This window comes from Shewanella sp. SG44-2, from assembly GCF_014164215.1.
GTDB classification, from domain to species: domain Bacteria; phylum Pseudomonadota; class Gammaproteobacteria; order Enterobacterales; family Shewanellaceae; genus Shewanella; species Shewanella frigidimarina.
Map to the genome: position 1 here is coordinate 201,538 of NZ_JACJEU010000006.1, position 23,941 is coordinate 225,478.

Here is a 23,941-nt window from a genome sequence, read left to right on the forward strand (position 1 = left end):
TCGCTGATAGATTATTGATCCCAATCAGGGCTAAAATCTGGCGCAGCTACACGATGATTTCGATCTAATTTATCGATTTCCGCCATGTCTTCAGACGGAAGCGATAACGCTAATGAGGCCATATTAGCTTGCACATTTACCAGCTTAGTTGACGATGGAATGGTCACATAACCTTTTTGACGCATCCACACTAATACCGCTTGAGCGGGTGTCATTTGATGCTTTTTCGCAATCGCGACAATAGTGTCATCAGTTAATACCGCACCATAGGCAAACGGCATATAACCTGTCACCATAATATTGTGTTGCTGACAGAATTCGACCAGTCGGTTATTTTGCAAATATGGATGTACTTCAATCTGATTGGTAAATATTGCGTCTGCACCTAAAATCTCAATCGCTTGTGTCATCTGGGCAATCGTGAAATTAGACACGCCAATACGCTTCGTTAAACCAGCATCTTGCACTTCTTTTAATGCTAGCAAATACTCGCGCATGGGTACGGAATCATCACGTAAGGGCCAATGAATCAGTAACAAATCCACATAGTCGGTTTGCAATAAAGCCAAGCTGTCATGCACGCTTTGAATCAGTTGGTCGTGGGCAAAGCGATCTGTCCACACCTTAGTGGTGAGGAAAATATCAGCTCTTGCGATACCCGATGCGTTAATTGCATCACCAACTTGTTTCTCATTGGCGTAAATCTGAGCGGTATCAATGTGGCGAGAACCCTGCTTTAGCGCCATTAACACTGAATCAAATGCCAGTTGATCTTTAAGTCTGAAGGTACCTGTGCCTAACAATGGAATAGTGGTCATATTGTCTTCCTAAAAACGGTATCTGAACCAACACTGTGCGCCAACTAACAACAGAAATAAACCGTCAACCAAGCAAATCTGTTTTGCTCAAACTGCAAATATCTACACACGATTAAATTGAGCCCTTAGTTATAAGGTTAATCTTGGTTGAATAAACTCAATAAATGCAGAAATACGTCGCGCCACAATAGACGATTTGTAATACACCGCATTCACTTGTTCACGTTCTATGTGAGTAAACTTCTCCGACTGAAGTATGGGCACTAACCGACCCGCCGCGAGATCATCATTAATCATAAAACTTGAAAGACACGCAATGCCATTACCTGCCAGTGCTAGTTGACGCAAGGTTTCTCCATTGCTGGTGCTGATGGTAGGGGTAATAACATCGCAACCTTTTAGCGGCCAGTGATTCAATATTTTAGGTTCGGTAAACCCAAGTAACTCGTGGCAAGCCAAATCAGACACTTTTTGTGGCACACCTCTACGCGCTAAATACTCAGCGGAGGCAACAATATGTAAGGCACTTTTACCTAATGGTCGAGCATGCAAGGTTGAGTCTGCCAGCTTACCGATTCTAATGGCCACATCGGTTCGCTTTTCGAGTAAATCGACGTAACCCTCGTTCGAGGTCAATGCTAATTCAATGTCTGGATAAGCGGCGCGAAAGTCTTTCATCAAAGGCACTAATTGATGAAACACAAACGGACTTGCCGCGTCCACACGCAAACGTCCTTGCGGTAGTTCACCACGACGTACGAGTTCATCTTCTGCGCGTTGTAATTGTTGTAATCCACCCCGAACAGATTCGACAAATTGGCGGCCTTCATCGGTTAACTCAACACGCCGAGTGGTGCGATTGAGAATGGTGACCCCGAGCTGTTGCTCTATTTTACTTACCGCGCGTGACACTCGTGCAACCTGAATATTGAGTGCATCGGCCGCTGCAGAAAACCCGCCGCAGTCGACCACCATCAGCAATATATCTAAATCATCTGAACGCGTAAGCATGCATACCTCATCTTGTGCTGTGTCGATCTAAAGAGTCGCTCTAACATCATTGTTTATTGCATTTATAGCAAAAGTCATTTGCTAAACATACTGTTTTTAACAACATATGTCTAATCAATAATGACGCCCATCAACTGACTGACACATTTATCGCGACGGTAAATCCTAGCGACAACCTAAGAGGAACACATTATGCCGTTAGCTTTACTCGCATTGACGCTTAGCGCCTTTGCTATTGGAACCACCGAATTTGTCATTGTGGGGTTAATCCCCACAATGGCACAAGATCTTAACGTATCATTACCCTCAGCTGGCTTATTGGTCAGTCTTTACGCATTAGGTGTCGCCATTGGCGCACCTGTACTCACCGCATTAACCGGTAAATGGAATCGCAAACACGTATTGCTGGCGGTAATGAGTTTATTTGTTGCGGGTAATCTATTGGCTTGGCAAGCGCCCGGTTACGAAACCTTAATCGCTGCACGCATTATCACTGGGTTAGCCCACGGAGTGTTTTTCTCTATTGGCTCAACCATTGCCACTGGGTTAGTACCCAAAGAAAAAGCTGCCAGTGCGATTGCCATTATGTTTACGGGGTTAACCGTCGCCTTAGTGACAGGCGTCCCTTTTGGGACCTACATTGGCCAGACCTTTGGCTGGCAAGCCACTTTTTTAACTGTCGCAATTCTTGGATTTGTAGCCTTGATTGGCAGTAGCTTGTTGGTTCCTAATAATTTACCTCAGCCACCCGCGGCAAAATTATCATCGCAATTAAAAGTACTCACTCAACCACGGTTATTACTGGTCTATGCTATTACCGCATTAGGTTATGGCGGCACATTTACGGCCTTTACTTTTTTAGCCCCCATTTTAGAGCAAGTGTCTGGTTTTGAATCTCAATCTATTGGCTTAATCATGTTGGTGTACGGGGTATCGGTCGCTATTGGTAATATTTGGGGCGGAAAAATGGCCGATAAAATGGGCCCAATTAAAGCGTTAAGTATTATTTTCAGCGGTCTTGCGACCATATTAGTGATATTTAACTTTACTGCGGTTAACCCTATTGCCGCTGTGATCACCATTTTGGTCTGGGGCGCGTTTGCATTTGGTAATGTACCAGGGCTACAAGTTTACGTAGTTTCACTTGCACAGAAGTACACACCCGACGCCGTTGATGTGGCTTCAGGATTAAATATTGCCGCTTTTAATGTCGGTATTGCACTTGGGTCTTGGGGTGGCGGGCTGATTGTGGCTAACGCTGGCCTAATGCATACACCTTGGGTTGGTGCGGTGATTGTGGTTATTGCCCTAGCATTAACACGTTTCAGTGGCTCACTAGACAAGAAAACTCACGCTAGCAAGAATGCTCAAGTGAGTATTCAAGCGAGTAGTTAAAAGAATAGTTAAAAAAATAGTTAAGCAACGACATCAACGCTGATATTCAATATCACGATGAGATCAATAAGCACCAATGTGAGCTCGTATCTGCGATCTCACATTGGTCGCTATCATTGTGCTCACATTCAGATGTTATAAACCCCAGTCGGCTTTAGGTAAATGCTCCACAAACCAGTCAAATGCACGGCCTTGATGATCTTTATGCCAAGCAATGTACAAACTTTGATTTGGTCTTGGAATTGAACAGGATTTTTCAATCAATTCGCCACTATCAAAATAACATTGCACCATGTGCCTAGGTAAAAAACCAATCCCCAAACCTTGTCGCTGTGCCGCTATTTTAGTTTCCATGGTGTTGACCCTAATTACCTGCTTACTGTTGAACATACCGCTGCTTCGAGTGGGTAAAAGTTGTGATGTATCAGCAACCACAACCGAAGCATAATCTGTTAATTTGTCGGCTTCTAATATGCCATCAACAAACGCCAATGGATGATGTGGCGCAACCGCAAACACAAATTCAATCTCGCCTATTTTATGGGTTTGAAATACACCTCTTGGTAACTCGCCAGATGCACCAATCACAATATCGGCGCGGCGGCTATGTAATGCATCCCAACCGCCACCGACGGCTTCAACATCCACACTAATGTCGACCGAATGTTCTAGCTGATTAAATTGTTCAATTAATTGAAACAATACCCCCTGAGGGATAACCGTGTCGCGTGATAACCGTATTTCGGTTTCCCAGCCAGATTCTAATTGCTGCACTGAATCAACCAACCGATTGGTGGCTAACAAAATCTGCCGTCCTTGCTCTAATACAATTTTACCTGCGGGTGTCAGTTGTGCTTTTTGCTTTGTACGGTCAAATAACGCCGTACCCATATCATCTTCAAGTTTTTTGATGGTGTAAGTCAGTGCTGATGGCACTCGATATAACGATGCTGCTGCAGCAGCAAAACTGCCCTTACGTTCAATTGCATCTAAGGCGCGTAATGCGTCGATAGTGATCGGATTTTGCATCATTCCTCCGTATTCAAATAATTTGAATCTTTACGTCAGTTTATTCCGATTTTTTATTCAATCAAGTCTCAATATACTTCTTATCAACCAGTGAGAAAGGCTCACGACAAAACAAACAATGTTTAAATTTATTGAGGATACATACCATGAAAGCACTCGTTAAACGCATCACAAATTCTACTGCAGGTTTCAGCACATTGGCATTACGCTTACCTGTTGGGATTATTTTTATGGCTCACGGCGGCCAAAAACTATTTGGTTGGTTTGGCGGTTATGGCCTTGAAGGTACAGGACAATGGATGGCATCAATTGGCATCGAACCTGGCGTGTTAATGGCTTTCTTAGCCGGTAGCGCTGAATTGGTTGGCGGACTGTTCATTCTACTAGGCTTGCTGACTCGTCCTGCCGCAGTTTTATTAGCATTCACCATGATTATCGCCATTGCTAGTGTACATATCAGCAACGGTTTATTTATGGCAAATAACGGCTATGAATTTGCGTTAGCACTATTGGCCGCCAGCGTGTCACTTGCACTTTCAGGTTCAGGCAAAGTCGCAATCGATAACGCCATTACCGCGAAATTATCTTAAATGAACCAAACGTCTGCTTAGTTTTTTTAATTGCGCCTTAGGAGATAGTTATGATTACCTTACGTCATGCAAGCGAGCGTGGAATAGCCAACTTTGGTTGGTTAGACAGCAAACACAGTTTTTCATTTGGCAGTTACTATGATCCACAACACATGGGCTTTTCAGCACTGCGAGTGATCAATGACGACAGTGTCACTCCTGGTGCCGGATTTGCCACTCACGGCCACCGTGACATGGAAATTATCAGCTACGTACTTGAAGGGTCTATCGCCCATAAAGACAGTGAAGGCAATGTTGAAGTATTGCCTGCTGGTGAGTTTCAATTAATGTCTGCTGGCAGTGGAATTACTCACAGTGAGTACAACGCATCCGCTACAGAACCACTGAAATTTTTACAAATTTGGATCCAGCCAAATACCTTAGGCAATACACCTGGATACCAACAAAAAAACTTTGGTCAAGCAGTGGGGTTAACCACGATTGCTACGCCAACGGGTGAAAACGGTACCTTGCAAATCAAGCAAAATGCGACATTGTCACAACTGATTTTGGCGCCTAAATCTGAAATAACCTATCAGATTGCAACTGACCGTAAAATGTATGTTCATCAGGTGGCTGGCGAGCTCAATATTGAAGATCAGCAGTTAACCATAGGTGATGGCGCTAAACTCACCGACATGACCACGGTGACCTTGGTTAACCCAACGGACACTCAAGCAACTGCATTGATTTTTGATTTACCCTAGATGCGCTTAGTTGATGATTAAGCCTGTGATAGTTTCCTTCACAGGCTTAATAGGTTTAGTTTTATTACAATCCGCTATCCATTAGCGGGAGTAATATTTTTAACCATTGCTGGCTGCGACCGAGGTGATACACCTAACTTATTGGCGGTCCATAAACACACTGCCGTTACCAGCATCATGCCAACTTGTATCCCGATGACCCCATGATAACCACTTTGCCATAACGCTATTATTTGCTCAGAAAATAACAGCCAATCTGCAACAATCGTGATGATTAATATGCCACTGGTGAGTAACAGCAACTGGCTGAGATGACGCTTAATATCGGTCACTTTTATACTGCACAACATAACGAGCAATAGTGACGTTACAAAACACCCCACTAACCATTCACTTCGCCCTGATAAGGTTGCAGGTAATAGTCGCTCACACAAAAATCCAACTGCTGTCGCGACAATAATGCCACCACAGCCACCCATCGTCATCGCGGTTACGATAGCAATACTGCGCTGTGAAGATTGGCGCTGAGCACTGCGCTTATTTATCCATAACATATTGCCGGTAACAATCATGGCGCTGATGGCCATCGCCAAAATAAAGTACAAAATACGGATATCTAAGCCAGCAAAATTACTAAAATGCAATGTCACTAATACATCTCTACCCTGGCGGAATACATTGTAATTATCGGCATTAACCTTATCCATCACAGTGCCATCCTGCACCCGGTAGGTCACTTCATCTCGTTGAGCAAAATTAACCGTGTCGGTTCCACGCACTTGTACCAGAGCATTATCGGCGCCGTAATGGTGGAAAATAATATTACGTAACTCAAAATTCGATTGCTGTTTAGTTTGTTCAATTAAGGTAAATGCATTGCTCATATCCAGTGACGTTTCACTTCGCGGTTCGCTGGTACGGTTAAAACCGGCATCGTTAAACAATGCTTGTCGATCGCCCTGATAAATAAACACCACAAAAGCCAGTTGGAACACTATGGCCAAGTTAAGGATCAAGCCGCTTAGCGCATACATCAAGGTAAAGGGAATTGTCATTACTCCGACTACAGTATGAAGATCGAGTAATTTATCCCGGCGCTGTTTATCAACCCGATACAAAAAGAAATGTTTCAGTAATTTACGCGCATGGATAAAAATACCTGACACGAGTGCAAACAAAAAAATCAGCGTCACGACCCCAATAAGATAACTGCCACCGGGTAAATCAAGGTTGTAATGCAAGCGGTAAATAAATTGCGATAAGTAAAAGTCATCTTTGCCCGCAACGGTTTCGCCGCTTTTAGGGTCAACCAATATCGCCATCGACTGGCGGTCCGATTGCGGAGTATCTCCAAACATATCGAAGTAAAAAATATAATAAGGTACTAGCTCAGTCGGCATATTTATTCGAAATCGGCCAGCTTGATCTACTGGGTATTCAGCCAACTTTTGCTCTACCAGTTTCGCTAAAGGAATATCTGCTTGGGTATTATCGACTGGATGATGAGGCGTAATGGCCCACTGGGCAATTTCATCGTGAAACAAGGTCACCGCGCCAGCCCAAAATACCAAAAACAGTAAAGGTGAAATAATTAACCCAAGCCAACTGTGGGCTTCGATGAGATTTTTAACGACTTTGTGCTGTACGGGAGAGTCTGGTTTCATTGAGGTATTCATGACTTAGGTTTGAGAAAAAAATAGTTAGTTTTGCGAATAAAATAACAACGTATTAATAAGGCTACTGGCCACAAGCCATTTTGCGCATACGACACTCGCCGCTTTTGCGCTGTTGCGGCTATAACAAAATGTCATCACCCCAACCCACACACAAAAACCCAGCATTAGCCCAACAAATAGTTTTACATCTACTGCAGCCGGTAATGTTCGAAAAACAATGAGCATTAAACTGATCGCCAGTAATAATCCCCACAAAAATGCAGCAACAGATTTAGGCCACATGGTTATTTAACCCCAACAAGTAAGATACTGACAAACAGCGCAAAGCCTAACGAACTCACCCAGATACTACGACCTTTATAGTGCGAGGCCACCAGCACCAGTAATATCCACATGGTCATCATGCAAATCAGCACCACCAAACTGGCGACTAATACACTGTAAGTATGGCTAAATCCCCATACTGCAAATACCACCGATAAACCGCATAAGCTCCAAGCCAGTAATTTAGGAAAAGGCAAACTAATAAGCTGTTGCTTGTCAGATGCCAAATAGGCAAACAAACAACCAAGCCATAAAGAAGATACACTGACGAGTTCCATCTAATTCGATCTCCAGTCATTTAACGCAAATGATAATGATTTGCATTAATTATCCAGAATATCTTTGCTAAATACAAGTTGATTGTGCTCAAGCACTAAGGAATAACTGTCAGAATGAGATCTAAAAGTGCTGTAGCGATATATTGTGGCTTAATCATGATTGTGGAAACTATTGCAATGAACAATCATATTGAGGGGACATAATCGCCGAGGTACATAATCACCATATTGAGTACCTGCTCAGCGATAAAATCATCTGGTCACAGATGAGTAAATAGTTAATAAACACCGACATATATCTTAATGGCCAATAATCGTTTTTTCGGCAGTATTTCCTCACTTTATGAATCTGGCATGGCTACTCATTTTAATCATAGATAACTAAGATTACCGCAACATAGCAGCAACCTTGAAAACTGTGAATTAACAGTGAATTAACGAAATCAATTTATTTAACAATCCACATGTTACTCGTCAGCGCAGTACTGTATTATTTTATTCTAATACAATAACAGATCAGTCAATATCAATGCTGGACAAAGGGCTATACCTTGCATAGGATTAATATTTGACCAATCACAATAATAATACGCAGTCGAACAGGGAATGTTTAGATGAGATATTCCCTTCTCTATATCATTTTTTATTTAAAATAAGGCAATGTAATATGCTAAAGCGCATCGTTTACGGCGTATGTGGCGCAGCTATTGTTGGACTCGGTATATTCAGTATATATGCTTGGCACCCTGCAATTGATCCCGTCGTACCAACTCAAACTGATTATTCTCCACAAGTTATCGAACAGGGTAAAATCCTTGCCGCAGCAGGTTATTGCAGTACTTGTCATACACCACCTGGTGGCACAGCCTATGCTGGTAACTATGAAATGCATACTGACTTTGGCACCATTTATTCAAGTAACATCACTCCCGATGTTGAAACCGGTATTGGTGGCTGGTCACAAGCCGCTTTCGCTCGCGCCATGCGCACAGGTGTGAGCCGCGATGGACACCATTTATTACCTGCATTCCCTTTTGAACACTTTAATAAAATGACCGACGATGATATTAACGCTATTTACGCCTACATCATGACGTCTGTTCCAGCAGTTAACCAAGTTAAAAAAGAAAACGGTATTCCGTTTCCGCTCAACATCCGCTGGTTTCAGGCGGGTTGGAAACTGTTGTTTGCTGATACCCAACCTTTTGAGGTCAACAGCAAGCAATCTGCCGAATGGAATCGCGGTGCTTACTTAGCGGAAGGTATTGCTCACTGTGGTGCATGCCATACTCCACGTAATGCGTTGGGCGGCGAAAAGTACGCCCAAATGTACCAAGGTGCGGCCATTGATGGTTGGATAGCACCATCATTAACATCAACAAGCACTTCACCTATCCCGTGGCGCGCGCAAGACTTTTACGAATACCTAACTACGGGTAACTCGCCTTACCATGGAAGTGCGGCAGGCCCAATGGCGCCAGTTATGCACAAAGGCTTATCAGCCCTTCCAGACAGTGACATAGAAGCCATTAGTGGTTACTTTGCTGAAATTGCCCGTACCAACAACACCGACGATCCTGACTCAAGTAGCACGTTACAAGCAGCTATCGCGGCACAACATCAACAACCGGATCAGCGGATTGATGAAGGTGCACGTTTATATGCTACAGCTTGCCAAGCATGCCACTACAACAGCGACCAGTTAGTTAAAGGTCGTCCATTAATTACTATCGGCTCGGCAACACATCTTAATGATCCAACTAACCTAATTAACGTAATACTGGATGGCGTGCGCAGCGATCAAGGCATTAGCGGTGTGGTAATGCCAGGGTTCCGTGATGCTCTTAGCGATGAAGACATTACTGCTATAGCGGCTTATTTACGTCAAGCAGCTGGGGAAAACACCTGGCCGAAATTACAACAACAAGTGGGCGAGATCCGCAATCAACCCCGATTTGAGCACTAATTCACTGGAGAAGTGACAATGGCAAAATTTATTTTAAACGGCAAACCGATGACTGCCGATGTAGAGAGTGATACTCCTCTACTGTGGGTTATTCGTGATGAACTGGACATGACCGGCACAAAATTTGGCTGTGGTATTGGTACATGTGGTGCCTGTACCGTCCATGTTGGCGGACGTGCCACACGTTCATGCATAACCCCTATATCGTCAGTTGAAGGAGCCGAAATCACTACGATTGAAGGACTTTCTGAAAAGGGCGATCACCCATTGCAAATATCTTGGCAAAAGCTGCAGGTACCACAGTGTGGTTACTGCCAGTCGGGTCAAATTATGCAAGCTGCAGCGCTACTAAAAGACATTCCTGAACCTTCAGACAAAGACATTGACGCTGTGATGGGCGGAAACTTATGTCGTTGTATGACCTACGTTCGTATTCGTGGTGCCATTCATGAAGCTGCAAACGCAATTAAGGAGAACAACGATGAGCAGAATGCCTAAACGTGGATCGGCTGGTATAACCCGCCGTGGTTTTTTAATTGCGATGACCGCTGTAGGTGTCAGCTTTGGTTTTCCTCGCCATTTGATGGCGGCAATGGATCCTGCTAGCCCAGACGGTAAAGTACTCCCAAGCGAAGGCGATATTTACGAACCGTCTTTATGGTACTCAATCGATACCGCAGGCAAAATTAAAGTCAACATTATGCGCTCAGAAATGGGCCAACATGTCGGTACTGCTATTGCGCGTATTCTTGCTGATGAACTAGAAGCGTCATGGGATGATGTCGAGATTATCCATGTCGACAGTGACCCACGTTGGGGTTACATGGTTACCGGCGGCAGTTGGTCTATTTCACAAAGCTGGCCAGTTTACCGTCAAGCGGGTGCTGCAGGCCGTACAGCGTTAATTGAAGCTGCGGCTAAAAAATGGGGTATTGCAGCAAAAGACTGTAAAGCCAGTAACGGTAAAATTATCTCAAGTAAAGGCGAGCTGTCTTACGGTGAGTTAGTCACCCTAGGCTTAACACGTCAGTTTACTGAAGAAGAACTTAAAACCCTGCCATTGAAGCCGAATGCCGATCTTAAGCTGGTGGGCCAACAGGTGACGTCTCTTGATATTGCCAACAAGACTAACGGTAAAACCATATTCGGTATCGACGCGAAAGTTGATGGCATGGTGTACGCTAACCCTATTTTGCCTCCTACACGTTATGGCTCCAAAGTGGTTAAGTTTGACGACTCTGCTGCAAAAGCCGTTAAGGGTTATCAACAAACTATCGTACTAGATGATGCCAGTGGCAGTGTGCCAGGTTGGTTAATGGTTATCGCCAGTAGCTTTAATGCGGCCCAAAAAGCCTCAAAGCTCGTGAAAGTAACTTGGGACGCAGGTAAAACGGCCAACGTGTCTGAAGCAGACATTATTGCTCATGGTAAGCAATTACTTGGCGACCAAACCAAAGGCAGTATTTTAGACACAGGCAATACTGACACTGGTCCAGTATTTGCGAGTGCAAAAAGCACCATTGCAGAAGAATACATCACCAGCACGGTACTGCATGCGCAAATGGAACCGCTTAATGCACTGGTATTTAAAAACCAAGACGGCATATGGGAAGTGCATTCAGGTTGTCAGTGGCAATCGCTTACCCTTCCCGTATTGGCCACGGCATTAGGCGAAGAAGAAGCTAACATTGTGATTCGTAGCTACATGTTAGGCGGTGGCTTTGGACGCAGACTTAACGGCGATTACACCATTCCAGCTGCGTTGACCTCTAAAGCATTAGGCGGTAAACCCGTTAAAATGGTGATGATGCGTCCACAAGACATGTTATTTGATAGCGCGCGCTCTGCATCTGTTCAACAGTTAAAAATGGCGTTTGATGACAAAAAAGCGGTTACCGCAATGGAACATCACGCCACAGCAGGTTGGCCAACTCAGGTATTAGCACCAGGGTTTATGCCAAAAGGCACTAATGGCGAACCATTTGATCCGTTTTCGATTGCCGGAGCAGACCATTGGTACACTGTTGGCGCTCAAAAAGTGCGTGCTGTATCGAATGACCTTGCGATTGCAACGTTCAGACCGGGTTGGTTACGTTCAGTTGGACCTGGCTGGACAGGTTGGGCTGTTGAAAGCTTTATGGATGAAGCTGCGCATCACGCGGGTAAAGATCCATTACAGTTCCGCCTCGACATGCTAATTGCCGAAGGCCGAAATGCTGGGAGCACACCCGTTGCCGAAGGTGGCGCTGCTCGCCAAGCCGCAGTATTGAAAAAAGCTGCCGAGATGATTGGCTGGGGCACACCACAAGCCAAAGATACAGGGCTTGGCATTGCATCAACCTTTGGCCAAGAACGTGATATGCCAACCTGGGTATCGTGCGCAGTACAAGTGCATGTGGATAAAAGCAACGGTATTGTCAATGTGCAGAAATTGGTTATCGCCATCGATGCCGGCATTATTGTTGATCCTAACGGCGCAGAGGCCCAATGCCAGGGTGCTGCATTGTGGGGATTATCTATGGCGTTGTATGAAGGTACTGAACTGCTTAATGGTCAGTATAAAGACTCAAACTTTGATACTTATACTCCGCTGCGCTTAGGTCAGACACCGGAAGTTATCATCGAATTTATCCCAAGCAAAATGCCACCATCTGGCTTAGGTGAACCGGCTGTAACCCCTGTTGCTCCAGCGATTGCTAATGCAATCTATCAAGCTGTGGGTGTACGGTTACGTAAAATTCCGATGAAACCTAGCGAGCTAAAAAGCGCATTAACTAACGCGTAATTAATCTGCATTAACAGCCCAGTCTTAGCGATAATGACTGGGCTTTTTTATGCTTGCTGCGCCTCTTCGTTATCATTCTTTAGACTGAGGGATAAATAATTTTATTTTCCCCTACTCGATTTAAAAAACGTCAATAAAAACAGTGGACAAGCTTTATTCCTCTAGCAACAGAGTCATAGCACCGGTTAGTTTGTTACCAAAAAGTAACGTTTTTCCTTTATAATTACGCCCAAGTATCGTCACATTGTTGAGTATCCTATGCCACAAAGTCCACCAGTCAATTTAGAGCCCATCCTCTTGGATGCATTAAAACTCACTCCAAATTGTTTCGGTGTACTCAACCAAGATAAAGAAGTTATCTACTGTAATCAGCACTTCGCCAGCATCTTTGGCACTACCGCAGAAGATGCTATTGGCAAAAAATCAGGCGATTTATTACGCCACGCTTGGGAAACTAAGCAAGGCGTTATTATCAATACTGATGATTTTGAACAATGGCTGGAAAATCTGCATAAACTGCATTCAGAAAAGGCTCTGAACCAGTATGAAACAGACCTGTCTGATGGGCGTTGGTTTAAAATGACCAGGATTAACTTAGACAGTGGTTACACCATTATTATGGGCGCAGATATCACCAACCTAAAACAGGCACAAACATCACTAGAACAAGCACATCAACAAATCGAAAGTTTAGTTAACACCGATCAACTAACCGGCATGCATAATCGTCGCTCATATAACCAACTGGCAAAACAAGAATGCGCCAGAGCCATAAGGTTTAATCAACAGTTATCATTGTTGGTTATCGACATCGATTACTTTAAAGTGATTAATGACAATTTTGGTCATGATGGCGGAGATAGCATACTCAAACAGTTTGCCCAAATATGCAGTGATTTACTGCGACAATCAGATTCATTGTCCAGAATCGGTGGTGAGGAGTTTACCATCATCTTACCGATGACCGACGGTGAAGGTGCAATGATCATTGCTGAGCGTATTCGAGAACATATTGCCAAACACTCATTTCACACCACTCAAACAAATAACAACATTAACGTTACTGTGTCTATTGGCGTAAGCTCTTTAACAGCCGGAGACAAGGTAATACAAGACCTTTTTAGCCGAGCAGACATGGCTATGTATTGCGCCAAACGCGGTGGCAGAAACCAAGTACAGCAAACACAGCCTGTGTAACTTGGTTGCATATTCCGCGGCAATTTAACACCATCCTTACATTATAAACCTCATATATTCGAGGTTTATGCTCTTCAGTAGTATCACTACAAAATATAAAATGTTTAACGCAAAATAATCTAAAAACACATTGATACTGTTGAAACAAAAATAACTAAGTGGGCTATCCATTTTATAGTCATACCGCATTACTTATTTGCACAAATTAATACTGTAAACATGGCTACTTTGACGTTATATATACATAAATTAAGCCCGCGTTATTAGCTAATGCGGGCTTTAAATAATGTAAACAACAATGGTTAAACCCTAGTCTGCTGCCATTTTTTGCAAAAACTCAAGTCGCTGCATTTCTTGCTCATCGGGTTGCCATGGCTCATCAGATAGCGACTCAACAGCAAAATCGCCTAACTCGTAGGCAGGTTCCTCACTGTGGCCGTACTGAGTTAATTCACCGGGTACTGCTGGGCGGCGCTCCAATACAAATGTACTCAGAACATAAGGGCCTTTATATTGCGCTAACACCCCTTTATAGGCTTTAAGATCCAGTACCACAGAGCCTTCAGTCAGCTTGTCGGAACCCGTTAGCAAGGCAATCGGCTGCTTATCTGCTGTATATAGATTGGCCCGTAAACGATAATAACCCGCTTGCTCAACATCCAATTTAACCGGTATCAACATATCACTACCTTCAGCGCGGATATCCCCCACTCCGGTTATGGTTGCCGTAGGATGACTATATTCTATGCCTGTTTTTAACGTTTGCTTTTTGCCCTTAGCGCGAAAGGTAACACTGACCTCCATTGGACCATTCCAATCCTCTTCAGCATTCAGTTGTATCGCCCATTTGCCATCGGCACCTAGCATGGTTTCGCTAATTAACGGCTCCGAACCACTTGTAAGTTCGCTGTGTAATGCAGCACTCGCCCCAGTAACGAGCAAGCCATTAACTTCAAGATTAATGACCACTGGTTCAGGAAAACTGAAACGATACTTAGGCAACACAATGCTAGCACTGGCTCCATCTTGGAGTTGCACCGACTGAGGAATGTAAGCATTGGGGTTAAGTAAGTGCGTATCATCAACCGGTAAAGGCATTGAGTAAGATGGCAGCTCAAGTTCGCTAGCATAAGCCTCTGCCATGAGCTGAAAACTATTACTGATCGGTTGTGGAAGCTTTTCAACCACGGTCATCGTTTTAGCTGGCATGGGTTTTACCACTTTCGGCTTGGTTGGCGCAGTATCATCTTGCTCGATAACAGCGGCACTCTGAGGTGGCTCAAGTGCCGACTCAGAAGTGTCAACCCAAAACCCTACTGCCGTAGCGAGTAGGGCTATTGTTATAATGATTTTTTTATATTTCATATACGCTTAGTTAGCCGCTTGATACACAAGTGCTGACATACTGGTTTTATTCGAATTATTAACCACTCTATAACGTGAACTAAATATCCACCAGCCACGTTTTTCATCATAGGTGTTGAATTGCAAGTTATCGCCATTGAGATAATTGGCACTACTATTGGCAGAAGTTACTTCATCTTTAGCGCTATTTAAAATAGTGTCGCCATGGCTATAGCCTTCACTCATCAACATTGGGTAGTGATAAGGCATAAATCCGCTAGGGCCATTAGTAGAGGTGAGCTTGCCATCAAATGCTACACTGCGCGAACAACTGTTGTAACTGCCGACGGCCGCGGCACCACAACTAGAATGACTGGCAACAACACCATCATCTTCGCCGGGTAAAAATGCCCCTGTCACACCGAGAAAGTCAGACCCTGCCCCAGCAAAACGTAAACGTGGTACTCGACTTCCAGGAAACGCTGCCAATTGGCGTGCAGTATTTACGCGTAAATCATTCAATACCCCAATATTGGATGACGACGGCAGTTCTCCTAACCATAACGACACAGCTAGTTTTAATGTTGCATCTATCAAACCTGAACCACTAGCGACATTAACCGCCAAATCAGCCAATTCAACCCCACCACCCGCGCCAGAAAAGTCAAATGTGGCGACAATATTAAGCGGCTTTAAACCTGCGTTTTGCAACCATAGCGCTTGGTTATCAATAATATAACGCATCACTAAATCGCCAGTAGAATGGGTCACAAATACACAACCGCTGGCACATGTCCCCTCTCGCGACATCTGTTGCAATTTAGGCCATACATACTGACTGGTTATTTTATTGGCAATGCGCTCTTGCGATGGCCAATCAATGCGTGCATCAGCACGATCACGCCAATATTGCGCCCAGTACTCTGAGCCATTGTCAGCTACCTGCGTACCAGTCGGTTTACTCTGTAAATTATCCGGTTGAAAGCCATGCACTAACACTACTGGGTAGCTACCAACGGCTGCTTGAGCGGCGCCAGTTAATAAGCCTGCCAACAGTAAAAGTATCGATTTTGTCATTGGGTTGTCCTCTTATTTTATCTGCTGCAGCGCTAACAGCACTGTTAACAGAACTTTATTATTTTGTTATTCATATTGGATTTTTTATTACAACTCCAACATCAACATAGAGCAGAATCAAAACAATGCAACCACAAAAAATTGACCTATTTATTGTCAAAATAGACCGAGTGTTTGAATTAACAAATAACAATTTAAACAGGCTAGCATTCCAGTATTTAGTGGTAGGCAATAACAACTTAAATGGGACGTTATAGTATTTGACACAGATGTTTTAAGTAATTACTCAAACTTGTAAAAAAATTTAACCGAATGTTGGCGTGGCGATCTTATGAGTAATATTGATAGGTAATATCGATGAGTAAAATCGATGAGTAAAATCGATAGCTAGAGTGGTGACAGCCTGATGTGCATTGATCTTAAATTGAATACATAAGAGCGATACAAACGACCGCAACCTTGCATACGCTGCATGGCTAAATAAATGACTGCTCTATAGTGTGCTCTAGTTATGGTTTCTGGTTTCTGGTGGCGAAAACAAACAAGCCCCGCCGATAAATATCAACAGGGCTTGGTTACTAATATCTATCTCGATGCTATCGAAATAGATACTTATCGTTATGCTCTTAAGGCTATGCTTTTTTAGCCGCGATGGCTGCTTGCACTTGATTGATAGCGGTACCACCTAATACATCACGTTTCTCTAAACACGCTTCAATCGTAAGGTTTGGATACACATCATCGCTAATCACATTGGCAAATTTTTGTAACTCAGCCACGCTTAAGTCTTCAATCGGCTTTTGCTCACCAATGGCAAATACCACCACCTCGCCCACTACATGATGTGCTTCACGGAACGGCATGCCTTTAGCGACAAGATAATCAGCAAGTTCAGTTGCGTTAGCATAACCTTGTTGAGCTGCAACCAAGGCTTGTGGACGATTCACTTTTAAGCCCGACAATACTAATGCTGCCATGTCTAAGCAAATAGCCCAGCTGTCGACTACGTCAAACAAGCCTTCTTTGTCTTCTTGCATGTCTTTGTTGTACGCTAATGGCAAGGCTTTCATGGTGGTTAAAATACCCATTAAGCTGCCATAAACACGGCCGGTTTTACCACGAATAAGCTCTAAAGCATCAGGGTTTTTCTTTTGTGGCATTAAAGATGAGCCAGAGGTGACTTCATCGGCTAGTGAGATAAAGTTAGCTTCGCCAGAGTTGAAGAAGATTAAATCTTCGGCCATGCGGCTTAAATGCATCATGCTGATTGACGCTGCGCTGCATAATTCAACCACATGGTCGCGATCCGACACACTGTCTAAGCTGTTTAAGGTTGGGCGAGCAAAGTTTAATGCCGCCGCTAACGCGTGGCGATCAATCGGATAAGCAGTACCAGCGAGTGCGCCAGAACCTAATGGACATGAATCGGCACGGTTTAGAGCATCTTGCAGACGGCTAATGTCACGCTCGTACATTTCTACATAGGCTAACGCCCAGTGACCAAATGTAACCGGCTGAGCACGCTGTAAATGGGTGTACCCCGGCATCACTGCGTCAACTTCACGCTCGGCTAATGCAATCAACTCTGCATGTAATGTACCTAAACGCGCAAGTAATGCAGCGCCTTCTTTTTTACACCACAACTTTAAATCAGTCGCGACTTGGTCATTACGTGAACGGCCCGTGTGGAGTTTTTTACCTAAATCGCCCACTTTGGCAATCAGCTTTTGTTCAACAAAGCTGTGAATATCTTCTGCGCCGTTGCTAATAATAGCTTGAGGATCGTTACCTACTTCCACCAGCAATTCGTTTAATGCTGCTTTTAGATCAGTACATTCTTTGGCAGTAATAATATCGACGCTAGCAATGGCGTCTGCCCATGCGATAGAACCGACTACATCTTGTTCAAATAAGCGGTAATCCACTGGCAGTGAGTCATTAAATAACTTGAAAAGTGCACTGGTTTCGCCCTGAAATCTTCCGCCCCATAACGCCATGTCGGTATCCTCTGTTTTGAAAACTGTTTTAAGAACTGGGTGTTTAATAATATAGCTGTAAGTCATATTCTCTTTCTTGTAATGACTCTCGGTTTGCCAAAAGTCATTATAAGAAAGGCGCTTTGCAGCGCCTTTATATCGTTGGCGTAAAATCTATTTAGTGTTTAGCGCGCGAATACGGCTCGCTAAAGAGTACAAACGGATAAAGCCTTCAGCATGTTTTTGATCGTATACGTCATCTTCACCAAACGTTGCGAAAGATTCTGAATACAAGCTGTTTGGCGAACGCTTTTTAACTGCTGTCGCTTGGCCTTTATACAGCTTAATCACTACATCACCGTTAACCGATTCTGCTAATGATTCAGATGCTGCGATAAGTGATTTACATAAAGGGGTAAACCAACGACCGTCGTACACTAGGTGCGACATTTGGCCAGCAATTTGCTCGCGCCAAGTACGGCTAGTTTTGTCTAACACTAATTCTTCAATGGCACGAAGACCAGCAAACATTACAGTACCGCCTGGTGTTTCATAACAACCACGAGACTTCATGCCCACTAAACGGTTTTCAGTAATGTCGATACGACCTACACCGTGTTTACCAGCAATGTCATTTAGCTTCATAAGTGCGGCATATGGCGATAATGCTTCGTCATTTACATGAGTCACACGACCATGCTTAACCGCTAACGATACATATTCAGGCTCATTTGGTGCATCTTCTGGTGCTACTGTTAATGTCCACACGCCTTTTGATGGCTCGTTCCATGGATCTTCTAACTCGCCACCTTCGTGCGAAATGTGCCATGCGTTTGCATCACGGCTGTAAATTTTGGTTGCTGATGCGCTAGTTTTGATATCACGCTCGGCAAGGTAAGCCAATAAATCTTCACGGCTACGCATTTCCCACTCACGCCAAGGTGCAATTACTTTTAGGTCTGGTGCTAATGCAGCAAAACAACCTTCAAAACGAACTTGGTCGTTACCTTTACCAGTACAACCATGGCATACCGCGTCAGCGCCGACTTTACGGGCTACTTCTACTTGAGCTTTAGCAATAATAGGACGCGCCATTGACGTACCTAGCAAGTATGTACCTTCGTAAATAGCACCCGTTGCGATAGTTGGGTAGATGTAGTCAGCAACAAACTCTTCTTTTAGATCGACGATATGGCACTCAGAAGCACCTGATGCTAAGGCTTTTTCTGTTAAGCCAACGAGCTCTTCTTCGCCTTGGCCTACGTCAGCACAAAATGCGATGATTTCGCAGTCGTCATAAGTTTCTTTTAGCCACGGGATAATAGCCGAGGTGTCTAAACCACCTGAATATGCCAATACCACTTTTTTAACGCCGGTTTTTTTCACTGCATTAGACATGTTTATTTCCTAGAATCGATTACGTATATGGTCAATGTTAATAACGCCAACGGCATTATTGTCTTAATTTTTGAATAACTTAAATAAGGTGACTAACTTAATAAGGTCACTAATACTGCATTTTGTGCATGCATGCGGTTTTCTGCTTGATGTAAAATCAATGAACCTTCGCCATCCATCACTTCATCTGTCACTTCCACACCACGATGTGCTGGTAAGCAATGCATAAAGAATTTTGCGCCAGCTTGAGCCATTAGTTCGCTATTAACTTGGTACGGTGCAAAACGGGCTTTAATATCAGCAAGCGGTGTTTCATCACCCATAGAAATCCAAGTGTCGGTGTAAATAGCATCATGGCCTTCAATGGCATTAATGTCAGCGCTTAGGGTTAACTTGCCGCCATTTTGCTTTGCTAACGCTTGTGCTTCAGTCACGATTAGCGCATCAGGGAATGCCCCTTCAGGACAAATCACTGTCATGGTCATGCCTAAAATCGCTGCACCATAAATCAATGAATGAGTGACGTTATTACCATCACCAACATAAGCCAGTTTTGCTTGGCTTACATCATCAAACTGCTCAGCTAATGTTAAAAAGTCAGCTAAAGCTTGGCATGGGTGATACAAGTCAGATAAAGCATTAATGACCGGTACGCTGCCATGTTGAGCTAATTGCTCGATGGTGGTGTGCGAGTATGTTCTTGCCACAATAGCATCGGCCCAGCATGAAATGTTTGTCGCAAAATCAGCTACTGTTTCACGCTGACCTAACGCGCCATTTTGTTGGTCTAAGTATAAGCAGTGACCACCTAATTTATTAATGCCAATGTCAAAGCTGACTCGGGTGCGCAGTGAAGGCTTTTCAAACAACATCACAACGCTTTTACCATCTAAAGCACGACGGTACTCAGCGGGGTTATTCTTAATTTTTTTAGCCAGATCAATGATGGCTAAAAGCTGAGATTGAGTTAACTCTTTTATCGACAATAGGTGCTGCATATACTACTACTCCATTAAGGTTGTATTTGAGTCCCGACGGACCCACCTTTGACTAAGGTTTTTAACTGTTCGGCATCGCGCCATGAAGCAACTTGCACGGGTTTACCCATCCATTGAGCAACTTCCAATGCGGCTTCTACTTTGACTTTCATCCCTTTTTCAATCACCCCTTGGGCAACAAGATGTTCGATTTCGCTTTTGTTTAAACTATGAATTAATTGACCTTTACCATCTAATACACCCGATACGTCTGACAATAACACTAACGTACCGTTAACTAATTTGGCTAAGGCTGTTGCGGCTTGATCTGCGTTGACGTTTAACATTTCGCCTTGGCTAGAAATGGCAATCGAGCTACAAATTGGCATCCAACCTTGGCTTAAAATAAAGTTTAAGTAGGTGGCGTCTTTTGGCTCAACTTCGCCCACGAGTCCTAAACGTTCATCTTTGATTTTTGCAGTAACAACATTGCCGTCGCCTAAGCTCATGCCTACACTAACAATGCCTGCTTTTGCAGCTGCTGCTTGTAAAATTTTGTTTGAGGTACCTGCTAGCGCGCCAACAATAATAGGAATTTGATCTTCTGGCGTAACACGTAACCCGTCTAATTTAACTGTTTCTTTGCCGTTAGCGGTTAATTGCTCATCAACCAAACAACCACCACCATGGACTAATATGACTTGTTGACCCGCTGCAAGCATTTCGGCTGCTGCTGCCATTAAACGCGCCATGCCCATTTCGCATTGAAGTAACGCACCACCGACTTTTAAGACTAATACTGATTTTGTAGCCATTATTTTTATTCCTTCACTAATGCGAGTTAATTACACACCGAAATGGATTTTAATGCACTGTAGCCCTTGGCTAGCAGCACCTTTCATTAAATTGTCTATCGCACTGGCGACCACTAAATAACCGCTGTTGGCATCATACTTCCAACCTAAATGACAATTGGGGGTGTTAACCACATCATCAACTTTAGGGAATTGATTGTGCTTTACCGTCACAATTGGCGCGTTGTCGTACACGCTATATGCTTTAGCGACATCGGCTTCTGTGGTACCTGGTTTTAGTTGCACGGTAATCGTTGCCAAAATACCACGCTTAAAGTTGCCTAAATGCGGCGTGAAAATGACTTCTTGACCTAAATGTGTCGCTATCTCAGGCTGATGCCTGTGGCCCAATACACCGTATGGTGTAAGGCTAACTTCGCAGAAACTGGTATGTAACTGTGCTTTACGGCCTGCACCTGTTACACCACTAACGGCATTAATTACTGGGTACATTTCAGTTAAGAATGGTTTAAGCGGTTTTAGTGCAGTAAGTGATGCCGTAGGATAACAACCTGGTACGGCAATCATTCTTGTTTGTTTAATTTGTTCGCTGTTCCACTCTGCTAAACCGTACACCGCCTGAGCCAATACATCAGGGTGAGTATGTTCAAAACCGTACCATTTAGGATACTGCGCCACATCGGCAAAACGGTATGCACCACTTAAATCGAATACCGCTAAACCTTGCTGGTAAAACCATGCAGCAAGCTCTAGGCTGACTGAATGCTCAGTCGCTAAAACCACGGCATCGGCTTCGGCAACAATTTTCTTTTTAGCGTCATCAGATAACGGCGAAAGCGTATAAGCCATGTGGCTGTATGTAGGATAAAGGTCGGCTAATTTACGGCCTTTATCTAAACTGTTTTCCGATACATACAACCCTTGAACGCTGAAGTTGCAGTCTGCGTTAATTAACGAGGTAATTTGTGCACCGGTATAACCACTGGCGCCAATAATTGCGATGCTTTTCATAAGTTTGTTTTCTTTTTAAATAATGAGAGAAAGTGTCAGCATAGCCTATTTAGACGGGGGCCGCCTAATTTTGAACTATCGTCGCAGGAAGTTCGCGTTGATTATTGATATAGTGGTTTTAGCAGTTAGAAAGCACATGTTTATTTTCATTTCTATCGTTCTATTTATGGTGTCGGTTAATGCTGTTTGCTAGACTATCACACAATATTAATTATGCAATATATGTGAATAAGTATTTTACATATTATTTTTTAGGATAACCCATGAGCACACTACCAGATCTAAAAAGTTGTTTTACACAGCTGATTGCAGCACCATCAGTCAGTGCACTCGAAGCAGAACACGATATGAGTAATCATGCAGTTATCAACTTGTTGCAGAATTGGTTCAGTGAACTGGGTTTTGAATGCGAAACCCCCACGGTCGAAGACTCGCGCAATAAACAGAACCTGATTGCCAGAATAGGCAGCGGCAGTGGTGGGCTTTTACTTGCGGGCCATACAGATACAGTGCCCTTTGATGAAGGCCGTTGGAGCCAAAGTCCATTTGAGATGGTTGAAAAAGACAATCGTTGGTACGGCTTAGGCACTTGCGACATGAAAGGCTTTTTTGCGTTGGTACTCGAAGCATTAAAAGACATGCCGTTGGATCAGTTCAAACGTCCGCTGACTATTTTTGCTAGTGCAGATGAAGAAACCACCATGAGCGGCGCTAAAGCATTTGCCGATTCAAAAGTTGTTGCGCCTGATTACGCGGTTATTGGTGAACCCACCAGCTTAAAGCCTGTCTATATGCATAAGGGACATTTAGCCCAAGGGATCCGCGTAATTGGCCGCAGTGGCCATTCGTCTGATCCTGCTCGCGGCTTAAATGCTATTGAAGTGATGCATAAAGTCATTAGCCAATTAATGAAGCTAAAGCAGCACTTAAGCGAGAACTATCGCGAAGATGCGTTTACTGTACCCTACCCAACCATGAACTTTGGCCATATTCATGGCGGTGATGCCGCAAACCGTATTTGTGGTTGCTGCGATTTGCATTTAGATATTCGTCCTTTACCCGGAATGGAGTTAGCGGATCTGGAATTAATGGTATTGAACTACTTATCTGACATCAGTAAAGAGTATCCTGGCAGTATAAGTGTTAGTACTTTGTACCCAGGCGCTGAATCGTTTGCAGGAAAAGCAGATAATCCATGGACCAAACTCGTTGCGGAATTGTCTGGCAACGAAGCAGAAGTGGTCAACTATTCGACTGAAGCACCTTATATCAACAAACTAGGTTGCCAAACCTTAGTACTAGGCCCAGGTAGCATTAACCAAGCCCACCAGCCAGATGAATTTATTGGCCTAGAATACTTAACGCCAACGGTAGAATTGATCAAAAAAATGATTTTTCATGCCTGCATTAAGTAAACATTAATAATCAGTGACATTTTTACGCAAAATGTAACTTTTTTACGAAATAAAATTACAAAATACAGTGCCTGCGTATTGACCGATTTTGATACGCTGGGTATTGTGATGTA

21 protein-coding genes are annotated in these 23,941 nt (G+C 43.7%); 8 read left to right on the plus strand and 13 right to left on the minus strand.

All coding sequences use genetic code 11. The annotated features are described in order from the left end of the window. Positions 1-11: 11 nt before the first annotated feature. On the minus strand, positions 12-818 hold the full coding sequence (gene dkgB, locus H5181_RS07075; protein WP_182750612.1) for a 2,5-didehydrogluconate reductase DkgB: 807 nt from the start codon (positions 816-818) through the stop codon (positions 12-14). A gap of 129 nt (positions 819-947) precedes the next feature. Continuing rightward, a complete protein-coding gene (locus H5181_RS07080; RefSeq protein ID WP_182750613.1) occupies positions 948-1,829 on the minus strand; it encodes a LysR family transcriptional regulator in 882 nt (293 codons plus the stop codon). A gap of 192 nt (positions 1,830-2,021) precedes the next feature. Here H5181_RS07080 and H5181_RS07085 point away from each other — a divergent pair, with 192 nt between their 5' ends. Continuing rightward, positions 2,022-3,224 carry an MFS transporter gene (locus H5181_RS07085; RefSeq protein ID WP_182750614.1) on the plus strand — a complete coding sequence of 401 codons (1,203 nt, stop codon included), beginning with the start codon at positions 2,022-2,024 and terminating at the stop codon, positions 3,222-3,224. A gap of 135 nt (positions 3,225-3,359) precedes the next feature. On the opposite strand, the gene H5181_RS07090 is transcribed toward H5181_RS07085, so the two are convergent. Further along, positions 3,360-4,253 carry a LysR family transcriptional regulator gene (locus tag H5181_RS07090; RefSeq protein ID WP_123884471.1) on the minus strand — a complete coding sequence of 298 codons (894 nt, stop codon included), beginning with the start codon at positions 4,251-4,253 and terminating at the stop codon, positions 3,360-3,362. A 146-nt stretch (positions 4,254-4,399) separates the two neighbouring features. Here H5181_RS07090 and H5181_RS07095 point away from each other — a divergent pair, with 146 nt between their 5' ends. Both H5181_RS07095 and H5181_RS07100 read left to right on the plus strand, forming a co-directional pair. Beyond that, the gene (locus tag H5181_RS07095; RefSeq protein ID WP_182750615.1) at positions 4,400-4,843 is read left to right on the plus strand and encodes a DoxX family protein; all 444 of its coding nucleotides are present in this window, start codon (positions 4,400-4,402) and stop codon (positions 4,841-4,843) included. Positions 4,844-4,893: 50 nt separating this feature from the next. Further along, positions 4,894-5,589, plus strand: a complete 696-nt coding sequence (locus tag H5181_RS07100; RefSeq protein WP_182750616.1) for a pirin family protein — start codon at positions 4,894-4,896, stop codon at positions 5,587-5,589. A gap of 74 nt (positions 5,590-5,663) precedes the next feature. Here H5181_RS07100 and H5181_RS07105 read toward each other — a convergent pair whose 3' ends face one another. Genes H5181_RS07105 through H5181_RS07115 form a run of 3 tightly spaced genes read right to left on the minus strand, consistent with a single transcriptional unit; the run spans position 5,664 to position 7,867 of the window. After that, positions 5,664-7,253: a PepSY domain-containing protein gene (locus tag H5181_RS07105; protein WP_182750617.1), complete on the minus strand. Its 1,590-nt coding sequence runs from the start codon at positions 7,251-7,253 to the stop codon at positions 5,664-5,666. Between the two features lie 36 nt (positions 7,254-7,289). Further along, entirely contained in the window at positions 7,290-7,547 is a 258-nt protein-coding gene (locus tag H5181_RS07110; RefSeq protein WP_011635693.1) for a hypothetical protein, read from the minus strand. A gap of 2 nt (positions 7,548-7,549) precedes the next feature. Continuing rightward, positions 7,550-7,867, minus strand: a complete 318-nt coding sequence (locus H5181_RS07115) for a hypothetical protein (protein ID WP_011635692.1) — start codon at positions 7,865-7,867, stop codon at positions 7,550-7,552. A gap of 667 nt (positions 7,868-8,534) precedes the next feature. Between H5181_RS07115 and H5181_RS07120 the strand changes: the two genes are divergently transcribed. The 4 genes from H5181_RS07120 (at position 8,535) to H5181_RS07135 (ending at position 13,815) form a co-directional block, all read left to right on the plus strand. After that, positions 8,535-9,833, plus strand: coding sequence for a cytochrome c (locus tag H5181_RS07120; protein WP_182750618.1), 1,299 nt, complete (start codon positions 8,535-8,537; stop codon positions 9,831-9,833). Between the two features lie 18 nt (positions 9,834-9,851). Then, positions 9,852-10,331: a (2Fe-2S)-binding protein gene (locus H5181_RS07125; protein ID WP_011635690.1), complete on the plus strand. Its 480-nt coding sequence runs from the start codon at positions 9,852-9,854 to the stop codon at positions 10,329-10,331. Next, entirely contained in the window at positions 10,315-12,618 is a 2,304-nt protein-coding gene (locus H5181_RS07130) for a xanthine dehydrogenase family protein molybdopterin-binding subunit (RefSeq protein ID WP_182750619.1), read from the plus strand. Before H5181_RS07125 ends, H5181_RS07130 begins: the two co-directional genes overlap by 17 nt. Positions 12,619-12,876: 258 nt before the next feature. Then, positions 12,877-13,815: a diguanylate cyclase gene (locus tag H5181_RS07135; protein ID WP_011635688.1), complete on the plus strand. Its 939-nt coding sequence runs from the start codon at positions 12,877-12,879 to the stop codon at positions 13,813-13,815. A 309-nt stretch (positions 13,816-14,124) separates the two neighbouring features. Here H5181_RS07135 and H5181_RS07140 read toward each other — a convergent pair whose 3' ends face one another. The 7 genes from H5181_RS07140 to argC form a co-directional block, all read right to left on the minus strand. Continuing rightward, complete coding sequence (locus tag H5181_RS07140) at positions 14,125-15,180, minus strand: hypothetical protein (RefSeq protein ID WP_182750620.1); 1,056 nt, start codon at positions 15,178-15,180, stop codon at positions 14,125-14,127. A 6-nt stretch (positions 15,181-15,186) separates the two neighbouring features. Beyond that, positions 15,187-16,236 (minus strand): hypothetical protein, encoded by a 1,050-nt coding sequence (locus H5181_RS07145; RefSeq protein ID WP_182750621.1) that lies wholly within the window; start codon positions 16,234-16,236, stop codon positions 15,187-15,189. Between the two features lie 632 nt (positions 16,237-16,868). After that, the gene (gene argH / locus H5181_RS07150; protein ID WP_182750630.1) at positions 16,869-18,233 is read right to left on the minus strand and encodes an argininosuccinate lyase; all 1,365 of its coding nucleotides are present in this window, start codon (positions 18,231-18,233) and stop codon (positions 16,869-16,871) included. A 153-nt stretch (positions 18,234-18,386) separates the two neighbouring features. Then, on the minus strand, positions 18,387-19,610 hold the full coding sequence (locus H5181_RS07155) for an argininosuccinate synthase (protein WP_011635684.1): 1,224 nt from the start codon (positions 19,608-19,610) through the stop codon (positions 18,387-18,389). Between the two features lie 92 nt (positions 19,611-19,702). After that, the gene (locus H5181_RS07160; RefSeq protein ID WP_011635683.1) at positions 19,703-20,608 is read right to left on the minus strand and encodes an ornithine carbamoyltransferase; all 906 of its coding nucleotides are present in this window, start codon (positions 20,606-20,608) and stop codon (positions 19,703-19,705) included. A gap of 14 nt (positions 20,609-20,622) precedes the next feature. Next, complete coding sequence (argB, locus tag H5181_RS07165) at positions 20,623-21,402, minus strand: acetylglutamate kinase (protein WP_059745932.1); 780 nt, start codon at positions 21,400-21,402, stop codon at positions 20,623-20,625. Between the two features lie 30 nt (positions 21,403-21,432). After that, positions 21,433-22,413, minus strand: coding sequence for an N-acetyl-gamma-glutamyl-phosphate reductase (gene argC, locus H5181_RS07170; RefSeq protein WP_011635681.1), 981 nt, complete (start codon positions 22,411-22,413; stop codon positions 21,433-21,435). Between the two features lie 263 nt (positions 22,414-22,676). On the opposite strand from argC, the gene argE reads away from it, so the two are divergent. Further along, on the plus strand, positions 22,677-23,828 hold the full coding sequence (gene argE / locus H5181_RS07175; RefSeq protein ID WP_059745933.1) for an acetylornithine deacetylase: 1,152 nt from the start codon (positions 22,677-22,679) through the stop codon (positions 23,826-23,828). The last annotated feature ends 113 nt before the right edge of the window (positions 23,829-23,941 follow it).

Excerpts from the sequence above, each read along its gene's own strand:
- H5181_RS07085 (WP_182750614.1), top strand. The coding sequence starts at position 2,022 with ATGCCGTTAGCTTTACTCGCATTGACGCTTAGCGCCTTTGCTATTGGA.
- H5181_RS07155 (WP_011635684.1), bottom strand. The coding sequence starts at position 19,610 with ATGTCTAATGCAGTGAAAAAAACCGGCGTTAAAAAAGTGGTATTGGCA.
- H5181_RS07120 (WP_182750618.1), top strand. The coding sequence starts at position 8,535 with ATGCTAAAGCGCATCGTTTACGGCGTATGTGGCGCAGCTATTGTTGGA.
- argE (WP_059745933.1), top strand. The coding sequence starts at position 22,677 with ATGAGCACACTACCAGATCTAAAAAGTTGTTTTACACAGCTGATTGCA.
- argH (WP_182750630.1), bottom strand. The coding sequence starts at position 18,233 with ATGGCGTTATGGGGCGGAAGATTTCAGGGCGAAACCAGTGCACTTTTC.
- H5181_RS07115 (WP_011635692.1), bottom strand. The coding sequence starts at position 7,867 with ATGGAACTCGTCAGTGTATCTTCTTTATGGCTTGGTTGTTTGTTTGCC.
- H5181_RS07090 (WP_123884471.1), bottom strand. The coding sequence starts at position 4,253 with ATGCAAAATCCGATCACTATCGACGCATTACGCGCCTTAGATGCAATT.
- H5181_RS07135 (WP_011635688.1), top strand. The coding sequence starts at position 12,877 with ATGCCACAAAGTCCACCAGTCAATTTAGAGCCCATCCTCTTGGATGCA.
- H5181_RS07110 (WP_011635693.1), bottom strand. The coding sequence starts at position 7,547 with ATGTGGCCTAAATCTGTTGCTGCATTTTTGTGGGGATTATTACTGGCG.
- H5181_RS07080 (WP_182750613.1), bottom strand. The coding sequence starts at position 1,829 with ATGCTTACGCGTTCAGATGATTTAGATATATTGCTGATGGTGGTCGAC.
- H5181_RS07095 (WP_182750615.1), top strand. The coding sequence starts at position 4,400 with ATGAAAGCACTCGTTAAACGCATCACAAATTCTACTGCAGGTTTCAGC.
- H5181_RS07130 (WP_182750619.1), top strand. The coding sequence starts at position 10,315 with ATGAGCAGAATGCCTAAACGTGGATCGGCTGGTATAACCCGCCGTGGT.
- H5181_RS07160 (WP_011635683.1), bottom strand. The coding sequence starts at position 20,608 with ATGCAGCACCTATTGTCGATAAAAGAGTTAACTCAATCTCAGCTTTTA.
- H5181_RS07145 (WP_182750621.1), bottom strand. The coding sequence starts at position 16,236 with ATGACAAAATCGATACTTTTACTGTTGGCAGGCTTATTAACTGGCGCC.
- H5181_RS07100 (WP_182750616.1), top strand. The coding sequence starts at position 4,894 with ATGATTACCTTACGTCATGCAAGCGAGCGTGGAATAGCCAACTTTGGT.
- H5181_RS07140 (WP_182750620.1), bottom strand. The coding sequence starts at position 15,180 with ATGAAATATAAAAAAATCATTATAACAATAGCCCTACTCGCTACGGCA.
- argC (WP_011635681.1), bottom strand. The coding sequence starts at position 22,413 with ATGAAAAGCATCGCAATTATTGGCGCCAGTGGTTATACCGGTGCACAA.
- dkgB (WP_182750612.1), bottom strand. The coding sequence starts at position 818 with ATGACCACTATTCCATTGTTAGGCACAGGTACCTTCAGACTTAAAGAT.
- H5181_RS07125 (WP_011635690.1), top strand. The coding sequence starts at position 9,852 with ATGGCAAAATTTATTTTAAACGGCAAACCGATGACTGCCGATGTAGAG.
- argB (WP_059745932.1), bottom strand. The coding sequence starts at position 21,402 with ATGGCTACAAAATCAGTATTAGTCTTAAAAGTCGGTGGTGCGTTACTT.
- H5181_RS07105 (WP_182750617.1), bottom strand. The coding sequence starts at position 7,253 with ATGAAACCAGACTCTCCCGTACAGCACAAAGTCGTTAAAAATCTCATC.